Origin of the sequence: Psittacicella hinzii, assembly GCF_003585935.1 — a bacterium.
Taxonomy (GTDB): domain Bacteria; phylum Pseudomonadota; class Gammaproteobacteria; order Enterobacterales; family Psittacicellaceae; genus Psittacicella; species Psittacicella hinzii.
The window spans coordinates 64,224-79,428 of the sequence record NZ_NRJG01000023.1; the positions used below are offsets into that span (position 1 = coordinate 64,224).

A 15,205-nucleotide genomic window follows, 5' to 3' on the forward strand; every position below is an offset into this window, starting at 1 on the left:
GACTATAGAGAGGATATAGCAGGCTATAACCAACTATAGCTAACTATATCGAATCTAACGAACTATAGCTAACCTAACAACAGTTAACCTACAACAGTTAACTAAATATATAAAGATAGCAGTCAATAAGTAGAGGTAACTACATATAGCTAACTATAGTCGTTAAGTAACTAAGCCTACTTGCTAGCTCATTATGATGATTAATTTTTTTAAGATTTACTTTTTAATTTTTGTTTATGTTGCGATAAACGTAGTTGTTTTTCCGTGATTTTAACTAAGTTTAAAGGATTGTCCGTTGCGAGCGGAAAATTATTATAAGGACTAAGAGCAACCTTAGTTTCTTTAGTTGTAGCTCGAGCAAACTCACTTGCTGGGAAAATAGCTGCAAGTGTAGTATTGCTTAGAGCTGGTTTATAGTTAGTAGCCTCAAAGTTTTGACTATGAGTTAGCGTTGAGTTGTCTTGAGGGTTATTGCTTTGCGTCTCAGCTACTACAGTTGGGTGTGTAGAAGATTGCACCGTAGGATTTACAGTAGAAGACTGCATAGCTGAAGACAGCACAGCAGAAGATTGCCCTGCTGAACTTGCAGTAGGACGCACAGCTGAAGGCACAGAAAGGTGATTGTGCTGGGCGCTGTGACGACCTAAACGTGAGATCTTACGTTGAGCTTGATAAGTATGAGGATTTAATTTATCACTATGACTATACTGCGCAAAGTAAGCCTCATAGTTAAATGAATCAAAATCCGTAGGTTGCGTTGCTGTCTGTTTTAAAGGATTAATTGTTGCTCCACTTTGTAATTGTGGATTAACAAAAATCGGTACTGCAGCAGGACAACTTAGGCTTTGATAATCATCAGGCTCCCAAGTGCTAATTGGTTGCCAATTATTCATGCTCGGGCTATTAGAGTAATCTGAACTAGGTACAGTAGAACGAGAATTAGCAGAACGAGAGTTAGTTTGATTTACAGCAGTGGTTGCTAATAATCTTGATGCTAACGGCTCTGTTTTTACACTTTTTTCAGTGGTAACAAAGGTAACAATAGAACTACTTACTGTAGGATCAACTGTAGATCCTGCTTTAGTTCCAATAGTGTTCTCGGCTGAATTCCCTATAGTATTTCCAGCTGTATTTTCTGCAGTATTCTCAACGCTAACTACAGGCTCAGAAATATCTGTTGTAGAGTTTACTGATGTTTCCTCTTGAATTGAGATTGGTAAATCTATCTGTGGAGTTACTAGAGCATCACTAGTCATTAACTCAGAGGCTAAAGCTTGTTCATCAGCAGCAGATAAGTCTACATTACTTACATGACTCTCTTCATCAAAAGCGACAAAGCTATGCGGAGTATGTTCTGCAACATATTGTCCTTGGTATTTAGCTAGTTGCGCTTTAGTGATTTCAGCTTGCGCTTGGGCTACTTTTTTAGCTAGACGTTCTGGATCAGGAGCAAAAATATACTCATCCGGATTAGCCGTGATTTGTGGTACTGAATTGTTAGTAGAGTTTACAGTATCGTGATCAACAGTAGAACCTATATCTCCTCTAGCCTCGTTAATAACGCTAGGTGCATTAGTAATGCTAGCCTCATCAGTAACATTAGATGCATTAGTAACCTCAGCCTTGTTAGTAATACCTACTTTATAGCTAGTATTAGATGCGTTAGTAACACTAAACTCGTCTGTAGTGCTTGGTGCACTAGAAGTACTAGCAACTTGAGAAGCGTTAGCTTTGTTAGTTACATAATTATCATCGATTGAACTAGAGTCTTTGGTATAACTAACAGAGCTAGCCGGATTTGAAGAGTGAGCAGTGCTATCGACCGTATCTAAACTATTAACTGTAGTGTTTTGATCTGTATTAACTTGACCTATATTGCTTTGAACTCCAGAGATTACCTCAGTCTGTAAATAGTCATTTTGACTAATTACAAACGCAGGCATGCTTAGATCAGGTAGTTCTTGTTCTTCTCTAACAGCTTGGTTAAATTTAGCTAATTGTTTAGCAGCTTTTTTCTCTTCACCTTGCTGCATAGTTACCGGATTAGTATCTTGGATACTAATGCCCGCATCTGCTGCTTGCGAAGCAAGTTCGGCTGCAAGGCTGTGCACTTTTGCTACTGCGGCTAAAGTTTTAGTCGCTTGCGTAACTTCTTGTGCTGCTTGGGCTGATTGTTCTGCTTGATTAGCCGCAGCAAGAACTGAAGATTGAGAATCGAGATCTACTTCAGGAATATGCGCAGCTTGTTCTTGCTTTTGGGTGACAAGGGCTTGTGCTCGTTCAGTGCTAGCTATGTTATGCGTTAAGGCTTGATAGTTAGCTTGCGCTATAGCACAAGTTTGGGCATCACTGGTTAAGTTGTCTGCGTTGTTACTAGCATTGTTGCTGATATTGCTACTAGTGTTGCTACTCTTATCACTATCACTATAGAAATTACTTAGATTATTTACTGCGTCTTGGGTAGTGAGCTTAGTTGTTGCTTTCTTGCTTGTTGTAGCATTGCTTGTTGCTGCATTGCTTGTTATGTCATTAACCGCATTGGTAGAAATACTCGCAATTTGTTCTGGAGTTAATTCAGCCATGAGTGAAGTTTGGGCAACTAACTCAGCAACATTTTTAATGCCTTGTGCTGCTAACTCTTGCATTAACTGCTCTTGAGCAGCTTGCTTAATACTTTGGGCAACAAGAGCTTGTTGTTTCGCTAGTTCTTGCGCGGCAAAGTCTTGTTGCCAAGCTAGAGCTTGTTCACGGGTTAGAGGTTGTAAAGCCTCGATATCAGCTTGTTCTAAAGGCTGTAACGCATTTAAGAAGTAAGCTGAAGTTTGTCCGGTTAGACGTAAGAGTAAGTAATCAAGGATATCTTGCGCAAAGTTTTTGCCTAAAACTTTATCGTAAGCATAAAAACCAGGACAAGCATTGGCTTCTAAGAATTGCCATTGTTGTAAATCTTGATTAAAAATAAAATCTAGACCACAAATATCTAAACCTAAATGTTGCGCAATAGCAATAGCTTGCGCTCGTAAGGTAGGAGTGATTTGATATGGCACGCCATATCCACCTTGAGCAATGTTTGCCACGATTTTATCTTCTTGCGATACGCGCAAGAATGCACCGGTTACTTCCCCGTTGAGCACCATCACTCTTAGATCATAGTTACGTGTATCGTAACTTTGAATGTAATCTTGCGAAAGAGCAAAATCAAATTGCTGGAGTTGTAAACTTTGATGAGCTAATTGTTGACGATTATAGGCTAAGTTTAGGTGATTACCTCCCATTGAAGCACTATTAGGTTTAGTGATACGAGGGTAAGCCAGAAAATCGTCAGGTAAATTAGCATATTGTTGCCAAGTACAAAAGCTACTGTTTACAAGCGGCACTAAGTCTGCTACTTGTAAATAGCTTAGCCATTTATCACGACAATTACGTAAGCCTTGAATACCATTAGTTACAGTAAAACCTAAGTATTCTAAGGCTTGCACAATGGCAAAACCATTGTGATTGAACTGCGGTCCAAAGCGAGTAAGTACTAGATCTACATTTTGGGGATCTAGATACTCAATGCTTGTCGCTTTTTCGGTAAATGCCTGTTGCGCTTGTGCTTTAGCGTAATAGTCTTCTGGATAGATATAGCTTTGGCGTTTTTTATGTCCAGTATAGTAAGTAACTACTAACTCATTGTCTTGCATAAATAATGCAAAGTTATCTAAATCATAGTGCGCAAAATCTACATATACGTAGGATTGTGCTTGGTTAAAAGCACTAATAACTTGCTCAAGAGCTTGGTTAGTGTAGATTTTTTCACGTTTAATGAGGTTAATAATACGATAGTGTTTAGTCATAAGAAAAACGCAATAAGACCACACTACCCCACGTCAATGTAGTAGTGTGGTCTTGACTTGGATCAACCGAGTAAAAATACCATGGACTATATTTTGTAGTGTAAAGTTTACGCGTTTTTATTCGGCAAGGTGAATCAAGAAATCAGTAAATTCTTGCATGATAAAACGGGGATTCTCTTCTCATGCACAGCTACATATTATAGCAAAATCTGCGTTAATAACCGGAAGATAATGCAAGTTTTAGCTTAAGTTTTTGCCTGATAAATCAAGGGTTTATAATCGATGTTAATGGTGATGGAAGCCCTGTCCAAATCACGAGCAAAATGCTTGATGTAATACCTAAATTTACCTTAGTAAAAGCTTAGTAAAAGTGCTGCGTTAAAGTACTAACTCAAAACTATATCCAATTAGAAGAGGCAGGAGTGTGGTTATAAGTCATGCATAAGGCCACGATTATTTTAAGCAAAAACCTTTTTGCGTGAGGTAGTTCACCAGTTCCGGATTGGCTGGACGATCAAACATATGCGCTGTACTTGAAGACCATTCACCATCTTTGTGCATAAACTCTTGATTGAACGTATGTAATTCTTCGTCGTAAGTATTGAGGCTTTCAAGAGTGGCTTGCTGGTATTGGTTTTCATGGAAGATAGTTTCTAAAGAGAAACGTGGACGGACAATTGGCGCTTCATCAGGATAACCTAAACATAAAGCAAAGATCGGCACTACATATTTAGGTAGTCCGAGTTCTTGATCTAACCAAGGTAGATCATGACGAATAGCACCAATAAAGAGACCTCCTAAACCTAAAGATTCTGCGGCGAGCATCATATTCTGGGCAAAGATACTTGCATCGATAGTGCCAGCAAGAAAAACTTCAGAATATTGTAGTTGCGCTGCTGGATTGGCAAGAGCAAAGCGACTAAAATCGACACAAACAATTAAGAGCTCTGGCGCTTGAGTTAAAGCTTTTTGTTTAAAGCATTTAGCTTCTATTTGCGCACGAAGTTCTGGGTTACTAATGCGAATAATGGACGTTGCTTGAATATTGGCATAAGTTGAAGCCCTCGAACCTGCGCGGACGATGGTTTTAAGTAATTCGGGATTAATGGGAGTGTTCTTATATTTACGTACACTAAAATGCGTGAAAATAGTCTCTAAAGTAGGTAGTGATTTTAAGTGTTGTTCTAAATTAGACATAAATATAACTCCCTTGTAAGTCTAAGAAATAGGTACTTGCTTACATACTCCCATAACTTAAACAACCTAAACTTAGGTCTTTGTTGAAGTTAAAGTGCAAGTATTTGTTTGTTCCTATTCTACTCCTTTTTCAAATTTTTTCCTAAATCCCATAATAACCTTATGGCTTTGTTGGTTATTCCTGAATATTTTTACGGCTTTGCTTTAGTGGTTTTTAGCGAAGAAGAAACTCTTTTCGACTTGTAAATTTTTGTTAATTGTTACACAAAAAGTAAGAGTTTGTATGGTGGGTAGTAAAAGCTAGAGAGTTTAAAAATAAGAGTTTTTATTTTTTGCTTGAGACTCAAAGAGGATTAACTTAGCTAAAAAATCTTAGCTGTGCTTAGAAAAGAGTTAAAGCAAATTTAATGCTTTTCAGCTTAAATTAAGCAAACCTATACCTTAGTGCTTGAGGTGGTTATTTGTAAAAAGTGGACAAAAAATTTACACCAACAAATATTCTCTGTTTATAATTTGTTTAGCTAAATGAAAATAATTATCATTTAGATTTAAAAAATCCTAAAGCCAGATTGCTACTATAGTGATCCAGCACCGTTTTAGGTCAGCAGTTTAGCGTAAAGTCTTATCACTCTATATATTTATAATGCACACTCGCTAAACTAGGATACCAATTTGGCTTGAGACCTCTAAATGGTAGGTTCAGTTTAGTTTGCAGTTAAGTAATCACTCATCTGAGCAATTAGTAAATCACTCTAGCTTTACGCTGCACTTGCTGTTTAATCAAGCTTGTAACTATTAAGTTTATAAACAATCTTTAAACTTAGTTTACATACTCCCTACTTTTGAACTTTAGAAATTCACAGTTTTCTCTTAGTTTACTTTGTAGTTTGTAAACTCTTCAGTAGAACTTGAGTTGTAACTCTAATTTTGTAATCACTCTAATTTTAACTTTTATGCGCATGCAAAGAACTTTCACGCTCACATTAGTCGCTAGTGCTCTAGCGGCTATGACCTTAGGGGTAGTGCATGCTGATACAACCAGCACTACTCTATCTACAATTACGGTCACCGGTACTAATACGGCTACAACTAATACTCTAACTACCACGACTGCTAATTTAGGCACCTTAAAATCATTTTTTGGTAATGATTTAAGTGTTTCGGTTACTAAAGGACAGCGTCAACGTGATGGTGAAGCTTCGATAAATATTCGCGGCTTACAGGGTAATCGTGTAGCACTTACTTTGGACGGGGTTTCTCTAGGTGAAGGCTTAGAATCTCGTTTTTGGTCAGGTAAACTCAAAGTAATGTCTTGGGGACGTGGCGTAATGTTAGAAACCACAGCCCTCAAAAGTGCAATTTTAGATCTGGCGGGTAATAAACAAGGTTCTTTAGGCGCGAGTATAGATTTTCGAACCTTAGATCCAGCTGATATTCGTCAGGGGAAAGCGCAAGGTGGTTATGTTTACGGGAAGTATGATTCGACCGACAGTTCATATGTAAGCTCACTTGCCTATGCTTGGCAATGGCAAAATTACGAAGGTAGTATTCTTACGACCTATCGTCAAGGGCACGAAGTAAAAAATAATTCCCAAGCTTATACTCCTGCTACAGGGACAAATCGTCAACAACCTAATCCTCAAGACAATAAGCGCTTCTATCTCTTAACCAAGCATTTTTATAGCTTAAATGAGCAGCAGCGTCTAGGTCTTACTTATGAATATCTACGTGATAAAAGTTACACCAATGAATTATCTAATGTAGGTTTTGCAACGGTACGTCGGGTAAGTACTTATACCGATTATGCTTTTACTAATGATAAGAATACGCGTCAACGAGTAAGTTTTAGTCATGATTACACTAGTGATAATCTGTTAGTACAATCAAGCTTAACTTATGCAGTCGCGAAAACTCGTAACTATCGTGAAAATGCGACAGCAAGTACATCTAGTGTTAGTGCGAATATGGCTTTTACTACTACTCAATCACGTGGTAAGTATGAGTTTAAAACCTTAAACCTTTCTAGCCAAGCCGTGCAACGTCTAGGTGCGTTACAAACTTTACGTTATGGCTTAGTGCTTGAGCGTAATGTAGCTAATTTTGGTTATACGCAAACGGTAGGTAATACGGTTAGCAGTTATAAACCTATTCCTAAATCGCAAGTGTTGACGACCAATTTATATTTCATCGATGAGCTTAAATGGCAAGGTTTAACCGTAAAACCAACCTTAAGCTTTATGCACTATAGCGTAAAACCGAGAACCAGTGATGGTTATACGCAAGCGGTTAGTCTGACTGGCTCGTATGGTAGTTTAACTAAGGTTAGTAAAACTCGTTTACTGCCGAAACTTTATCTGGACTATAAGGTTGCCTCTTGGTTAGTACCTTATGCACAATTAAGTTTAGGTTATCGTATTCCATCAGTACAACAACTCTATGGTTACTTTAACCGCGGTAACAACACTTACCTTTTAGGTAATCCAAATCTTAAAGCTGAAAGTTCACGTAACTTTGAGCTAGGTTTTAAAGGACAAACACCAGACTTTAATTACCAAGTAAGTGGTTTTGTTTCGAAGTATAAAAACTTTATTACTCGTCGTATAGATAGTGGAATTTACTTCACCTATACCAATGCCGACTCTGCTAAAACTTATGGTTTAACCTTTAATGGTAAGGCTCGTTTATCTCAAGATCTCTACTTACAAGCAGGTCTAGCTTGGACAAGAGGGAATCAACATGGTTGGGATCAAGCTTCACAAAGCATTAAGAAAACCGGTCTAAACTCAGTTGATCCTCTACGCACAAACTTAGCTTTAAGTTATGAACGTCAAGATTGGAGTGCGCGAGTAAATTGGACTTGGACTGATACACGTCAAACCTCAGATCTGAATGTAGGTACAAGTATGTACAACCCAACTACAGCCTATTCAAAAGTAGATGTAGATTTATATTGGCGTCCAAGTGCTAATCTTGAGTTAGGGGTAGGAGTGAGCAATCTCTTTAATGCACAGTACGTAGATTGGTCAGACATTTCTTACTACTATACGAACTTCTTTGAAGCTAATGGTGGGATTTCTGGAGTGAATGCTGATAACTGGAAATCATTTACCCAACTAGGTCGTACCTATTATGTTACAGCTAAATATAGCTTCTAAGAGAGAAGTAGCTAAAGTGCGTATGGAAAGTTCTTTCATACAATCTTTAAGAAAGAGCTAAGCAAATATCTCTTTAAATAACCGACATATCTCGATAGTACAAATATCAAGAATATAAATATCAATAGTACAAATATCAAGAGTACAAGACGAGAGAGCACAAAACTCAAAGATGCATAACTATAGTGAACAAAATCTGGAGTGCTAAGCTCTTCTCGCAACTAGCTCTAGAAGATAAGTTGATGCCTAAGCCTCAATAGTTGAGGGGCTAAAGTGGCTTAGCATTGACTTAGAGATTCTTTACTTTCACCATATAAGTTTAAGTTGACATAAACTCATAGTTTTTAATTGTGGGATTAAGAACTGACTCCTAATTACATTTATGTGATTGGGAGTTTTTCCTTATTTGTTATGAGAGTATGTAAAATTTATACAGTTAATTAATATAGTCAATACTAAAACTAGAAGATTGAAGAAAGTGTTTTATTAATTTGACTTGTGTAAATAAACGTCTAAATATTAAATTTTGTTTAAATTTATGGTTAAAATTTGTATTAATTTAGAAATAGATAGAAAATTTTTATAAATTTTTGCGTTTAGACGCTTGAATATCTAAAAGTTAGCGCTATAACTTATGTAGAAAAACAAGCAGCAAAACTAGAACCTACCAAACATAAGCAAGTTGCAAGTAACAGCAGACAACAGCAAACAAAAGCAGATCAATGCCCAGAGCAAAGCGCTTAACTCTAAGAGCTGCTCCATCTTTTTAAGAAGTAGTTCCATATCTTTAAGAATTTGCTCCTTCCATCTAAGAAGTTGCTTCATCTATCTAAAAAATTACCTCATGTAATCTTAATTGGAGTGAATTTGGTATTTGCTTTGGTTATTGATGTAGTTGATTTGATAGTTAATTTGGTTGTTGATTTGATTACTAAATTGATAGCTAATTTGGTAGTGATTTGGTTTGTATGCAACGTACTTTTATTTTTTCTAATGTTTATTAGAAACGTCAAAGATCTTTACATTTAGCAGTCTATTTGTGAAAAAGATGAACTTTTTTAGAAGAAAAGACAGTTTAATAGCTGACATCAGAGCACATAAGGCGTATAATAACCATGAGAAAAAATAAAAACGAAAAACAAAAATAAAAATAAGGAAGGATTTAAGATGGCTGAACAAAAATTCACCAACTCTTTAATTAATACTTTTACAAGGGCACAACAAATTGCCGATGCAGCTTCACATGCACAAGTTACTGACTTACACATGATGAAAGCGGCTTTAGAAAGTCAAGCTAACCCACTTTCAAGCTTAATTAGTACCATGGGGGTTAACCTTGCCTCAGTAAATAGTGCCGTAGAACAAAAATTAGGTTCTTTACCTACAGTTTCAGATAACACTGTTGCTAAAGAAGCCGATGCCATGTTAGCGCAACACTTAAATCGTGCGGTAGTGCTAACAAGTCGTTTTAATGATAAATTTGCGTCATTAGAGTTATATTTATTAGCTGTAGTTGAAGATACAAATCACAACAACGCTTTACGTAATGTGTTCTTATCTTTACCGCAAAAAGATGACTTCACAGCGAAAAACATCGAAGCAACTATTCAGTTCTTACGTCAAGGACGTACCGTTGATTCATCAGATGATAATGCTCTAAGTGATGAAATAAAAGCTTTCTTAACTGACTTAACAGAACTCGCAGAACAAGGTAAACTAGATCCAGTTATCGGTCGTCACGAAGAAATTAACCGTGCTTTACAAATTTTGCAACGTCGTAGTAAAAACAACCCAGTGTTAATTGGTAAACCGGGGGTTGGTAAAACTGCCGTTGTTGAGGGTATTGCGCAATTAATCGTTAAAGGTGATGTGCCTGAAAGTTTAAAACACGCACGTATTCTAAGCCTTGATCTTGGTGCGTTAATGAGTGGTACACAATACCGCGGTCAATTTGAAGAGAAAATTAAGAAAATGTTAGATGCACTTAAAAGTTCATCAACTAACATTATTCTTTTCATTGATGAGTTACACCAAATCGTAGGTTCAGGTAAAACTGGTGACAGTGCCATGGATTTAGGTAACTTACTAAAACCAGCACTTTCACGTGGTGAAATTCACTGTATTGGGGCAACAACTCTCAATGAGTACCGTCAGTATATTGAAAAAGACTCAGCACTTGAACGTCGTTTCCAAAAAGTAATGGTAGATGAGCCAAGTGTAGAAGATACAATTAACATCTTACGTGGTCTAAAAGAACGTTACTCATTACACCACAAAGTGCAAATTACCGATTCAGCAATCGTAGCCGCTGCGGTTTTATCAAACCGTTATATTACTGATCGTACTTTACCGGATAAAGCTATCGACTTAATCGATGAAGCTGCATCAAAAATTAGTATGGAAATCTCTTCAGAACCATCACAAATGGTGCGCTTACATAATGAAATTGATGAGTTAAAAATCTCTCAATTTGCCTTATCGAAAGAAGAAGACGATGAAAGTAGAAAACGTCTAGCTAAAGTTGAAGCCGAAATTGCAACTAAAGAACAAGAGTACGACTCATTAAAAGAAATCTTAAATAGCGAAAAATCACGTTTAAATGCTGATCAAGATTTAAAAACTAAAATCGAAAAATTAAAACTTGAAGCTGAACGTGCACAACAAAGTGGTGATTATGAAACAGCATCACGTATTCGCTATCAAGATTTACCAAGTCTAGAAAAACAACTAGAACAAATTGGTAATGAAGATTTTGATTATCAGTTAATTCGTACTCGTGTAACTGAAAAAGAAGTTGCCGAAATCATTAGCCAACAAACTGGTATTCCATTAAGTAAATTACAACAATCAGAAAAAGAAAAACTTCTTAACTTAGAAAACGTTCTAGGTCAGTTTGTAATTGGACAACCAGAAGCAATCCGTGTAGTATCTAATGCCGTACGTCGTTCACGTGCGCATATCCAAGATGATAAAAAACCTCTTGGTAGCTTCTTATTCTTAGGTACAACAGGGGTTGGTAAAACTGAATTAGCTAAAGCTTTAGCTTATCAACTATTCGATAATGACGAAAATATTGTGCGTATTGATATGTCTGAGTACATGGAAAAACACACAGTATCTCGTTTAATCGGAGCTGCTCCAGGTTATGTTGGTTACGAAGAAGGTGGTCAATTAACTGAAGCGGTACGTCGTAATCCATATTCGATTGTGTTATTCGACGAAGTTGAAAAAGCTCACCCAGACGTATTTAACGTATTCTTACAAATTCTTGATAACGGTCAACTAACCGATGGTCAAGGTCGTGTAGTGAACTTCCGTAATACCGTAATTATTATGACTTCAAATATCGGTAGTCGTGAGATTATGGAAAATGCGGACATGCCTTACGAACAATTAAGAGATATGGAATTAGGTATTTTGAAACAATACTTAAAACCAGAAATCTTAAACCGTATCGACGATATCGTAGTATTCCATCCTTTAGCGAAAGAGGATATGAAACTAATTGCCAATATCCAATTAAATCGTCTAAACGATCGTCTACGCTTCCAAGAATTACGTTTAATTGTTGAAGATTCTGCACTAGACTTCTTATGTGAAATTGGTTATGATCGTGAGTTTGGTGCACGTCCATTAAAACGTGTAATCACTAACCACATTGAAAACCCATTATCACGCTTAATTATTAGTGGTCAAGCTCCAGAACATTCACATATTACTGTAAGTAAAAATCCAGCATGGATTAATGAAGATACTTCTTACGATGTAGAACCATTAATCTTTACCGTAAGTGCTGCTCCAGCTGAAGAAGTGTTCTACTAATTTTGGCAAGAACTAATTTAACTAATCTAACTAATTTAACACTAAGCCCCAGTTATGGTCTCATAACTGGGGCTTAGTCGATTCATAAAATAAAAATCCCAGCTACTAAAAGCAATTTTAAGAGCTGGGATCAATAGTACGTTAAAAAATTTCACGTAGGATATATGTCAATCTAAATGTAAATCTTAAGGTTAAAAGTAGTTTTGTTGATTGCTACGAAATCAATGCAGTATAAAATTTTAGTAGTTAAAAGTGGCTTAAAGTGGTTAAAAGTGATGACTTAAAGTAATTTAATTAGAAGTGACTTAAGTGGTTAAAAGTAGTAAAACCATCCTATTACGACCTTACTCTCTTAAAGGAGGATGGTTATTAATCCTGAATTTCTAGTTCTACAAACTTAAATTGATTTACATCAAACAAGCCATTACAAGTAAGTTTTAAGCTTGGGATTACTGGTAATGATAAGAACGAAAGTTGGATAAATGGTTCTTCTAAGGTTAAGCCACAAGCTAAAGCCGCAGTCTTTAATTTTTCAATTTGCTCTTCAATTTGCGCCGCAGGGGCTGGAGATAGCAGACCGGCAATAGGTAAATCTAAATGAGCCGTTACTTGTTGTCCCTGTACGACACTAAAGCCACCAGCTGTATCAATAATGGCATTAACTGCAGTTGCTAGTTCTTCTGGATTAGCACCAATAGCTACGATATTGTGACTATCATGTCCAACCGATGACGCTAGAGCTCCTGTTTGTAAACCAGAACCAGTTAAAAGAGCTATAGCTGGTTTAGTTTGTTTACCATAACGTTCTAGTACCGTAATTAAGCAACAATCCTGATCAAAAGTAGGTTGTCCTTGAGCATTAACGCCTGTACAAGTAACTACATATGAACCGGTAATGATTTCATTATGAATTACACGAATAGCATGGTATTTTTTACCTGCTGCGAAGTTTAAAGCAAACTCACTAGCTTCCACTTTATTACGAACGATCGTATTAAAGGCTGGTGGATTTGAATTTAAGTAGCGTTGATGAGCATTAGCAACTAAATCTAAACTCGCAACATCTTTACCACCAATAAATACTTGAGCAATATCTACTTGTTCAACATCATTTAAGAGTACAATATCAGCTTTACGTCCTGGAGCAATTAAACCTAAACGTTTTAAACCAAAGTGATTAGCTGGCGTTAAACTTGCCGCGCGATAAGCCACATGGGGAGCAACTTGATGTTGATTAATAAGACGACGAATTAATGAATCAATATGACCTTCATGAGCAATTTCATACGGATTACGATCATCGGTACATAAGCAAACTGCTGCCGAAGAGTACTCATTTAAAATTGGTGCTAGAGCATTTAAGTTACGCGCTGCAGATCCTTCACGAATAAAAATAGTAAGTCCTTTAGCTAGTTTTTCACATGCTTCTTCGTAGGTTGTACATTCGTGATCATTGTTAATGCCACCACTGATATAGGCATCTAAAGTACGTCCACGTACCATAGGTGCATGACCATCACGAGTTAGTCCTGCAAAGGCAGCAAGTTTATCTAACACTAAAGCATCACCATGTACTACACCTGGAAAGTTCATCATTTCTGCTAAACCAAGGACATGCGGATGGTTACGATAAGTTGCCATTTGTTCAAGCGTAAACTCTGCCCCATTAACTTCACAACCTGGTAAAGCCGGAACACATGAGCTTACTTGCACAAATTGGTTTTGGATTGCTTGAGAAGCTGAGTTGACAAACCAATCCATGCCCTGACTCCCCATCACATTAACTATCTCGTGCGGATCACAAACAATAGTAGTAACCCCTTTAGGTAAAGTGGCTGCTTCAAAGGTTTGGGGTGTCATTAAAGAAGATTCAATATGTAAGTGAGCGTCAAAAAAGCCTGGTACGGCTACTTTGCCCTGCGCGTCAATAACTTGACTGGCAGGTTGCTCTTTATACTCAGCACCAAAACCTACAATATAGCCATGCTTAATCACAATCGGACCATCAAGATAACCACCAGATACTAAGTTCATAATCTTTACGTTATCAATACGTAAATCAGCAGGTGCTTGGTCACGAGATACAGCTAGAAGATCGAGAAGCGTTTGACGATCTAATTCTTGAGTATATTTGTGTTGCATGACATTATCCTTTAGTGTGTAAAATTAAAGCTAGCAATAATTGCTAGCTTAAATTTTTGTCTTCATAAAAAGACAAGCAAATCAGTAATTAAGTAGTAAAAGTTCACAAGTATCTAGTGCACAAGTATCTTTCTTGTGCATCAACATAAATCTTAGAGGGGTGTCACTTTATCTTATTTCCTATAAATTTCTCCTTAGAAGCAAATTTTGCTTATAAAAAACTAAGCTCTAGGAACACTAGGCTTTTAAGGAGACAAACTAGATTTTAGACAGAATAGGGGTTAAAGCGACCGGAAAGATGTATGTTGATGAACAAATGCACATACTTGGTCTAGGATTGCTAGATAGCAAAAAACAGTAACTTAAAAACTAGGCCTGTGTTTGTCAGTTACTGGGAAAGAAGTAAAAACTTGTGCTTACGCATCAAGAGATAAAAACCATGAGTAAGAAGAGCAAAGTTGTTTTAATTTGATGCGTAAGACAAAGTTGCTTATATAGATTGAGGAATATTATGCCACAGGCAAAATAAAAATTTAATCTCTAAACAATAAATAAGCAATAATATTTAAATTTAAGGCTTACTTTATATCAAAAGATCTTTATTGCTGTGATGGTGTGTTGTCAAAAGTTTATTTTTTAGGTGGTGTGAAGCTGGTGTAAGACTATAAATTTAGGGCGGCTTTGAGGGTTTTAATAAATATTCAAGAACTTATATTTATTAAAATCTTTCATTTGTAAGTTATATGTTTGTTTTAGTTGGGTAAAATGTTAGTTTTTTATTTGAGATTGAGGTGGCAGAGGTAGAGCGCAAACTGAATAAGTTAATAAAAGCTTAAATTTTTAAATAAATTTGTTTGAGATAGGAAGGTTGTTGCTAAGTTGTAAGAGGTACTATTTATACAGAATAATTGATACCCACATGACAAAATTTATTGACAAAATTAAAAAGATATTATTAGTTGAAGCATTGTTTTTTGCTAGATAAACTCTTCTAAAAAATAGAATTTTCTCAATAGGTAAAAGTGGATTTAGGTGTTCTTACATGCTAAC

The 15,205-nt window shown here is 36.5% G+C and carries 5 protein-coding genes; 2 read left to right on the top strand and 3 right to left on the bottom strand.

Annotated elements, in window-relative coordinates; translation table 11 throughout:
- Nucleotides 1-209: 209 nt before the first annotated feature.
- A complete protein-coding gene (locus tag CKF58_RS01505) occupies nt 210-3,839 on the bottom strand; it encodes an ATP-grasp domain-containing protein (RefSeq protein ID WP_119530226.1) in 3,630 nt (1,209 codons plus the stop codon).
- A gap of 453 nt (nt 3,840-4,292) precedes the next feature.
- Nucleotides 4,293-5,036: an oxygen-insensitive NADPH nitroreductase gene (gene nfsA / locus CKF58_RS01510; RefSeq protein ID WP_119530227.1), complete on the bottom strand. Its 744-nt coding sequence runs from the start codon at nt 5,034-5,036 to the stop codon at nt 4,293-4,295.
- Nucleotides 5,037-5,995: 959 nt separating this feature from the next.
- Between nfsA and CKF58_RS01515 the strand changes: the two genes are divergently transcribed.
- Together CKF58_RS01515 and CKF58_RS01520 are read left to right on the top strand one after the other, a co-directional pair.
- Nucleotides 5,996-8,191, top strand: coding sequence for a TonB-dependent receptor domain-containing protein (locus tag CKF58_RS01515; protein WP_222987652.1), 2,196 nt, complete (start codon nt 5,996-5,998; stop codon nt 8,189-8,191).
- Nucleotides 8,192-9,358: 1,167 nt separating this feature from the next.
- Nucleotides 9,359-12,013, top strand: coding sequence for an ATP-dependent Clp protease ATP-binding subunit (locus CKF58_RS01520; protein ID WP_119530229.1), 2,655 nt, complete (start codon nt 9,359-9,361; stop codon nt 12,011-12,013).
- A 369-nt stretch (nt 12,014-12,382) separates the two neighbouring features.
- On the opposite strand, the gene adeD is transcribed toward CKF58_RS01520, so the two are convergent.
- The gene (gene adeD / locus CKF58_RS01525) at nt 12,383-14,155 is read right to left on the bottom strand and encodes an adenine deaminase (protein WP_119530230.1); all 1,773 of its coding nucleotides are present in this window, start codon (nt 14,153-14,155) and stop codon (nt 12,383-12,385) included.
- Nucleotides 14,156-15,205 lie beyond the last annotated feature (1,050 nt).

What these genes read in the sequence shown, in the direction of transcription:
- CKF58_RS01505 (WP_119530226.1), bottom strand. Translation starts at nt 3,839, where the DNA reads ATGACTAAACACTATCGTATTATTAACCTCATTAAACGTGAAAAAATC.
- nfsA (WP_119530227.1), bottom strand. Translation starts at nt 5,036, where the DNA reads ATGTCTAATTTAGAACAACACTTAAAATCACTACCTACTTTAGAGACT.
- CKF58_RS01515 (WP_222987652.1), top strand. Translation starts at nt 5,996, where the DNA reads ATGCAAAGAACTTTCACGCTCACATTAGTCGCTAGTGCTCTAGCGGCT.
- CKF58_RS01520 (WP_119530229.1), top strand. Translation starts at nt 9,359, where the DNA reads ATGGCTGAACAAAAATTCACCAACTCTTTAATTAATACTTTTACAAGG.
- adeD (WP_119530230.1), bottom strand. Translation starts at nt 14,155, where the DNA reads ATGCAACACAAATATACTCAAGAATTAGATCGTCAAACGCTTCTCGAT.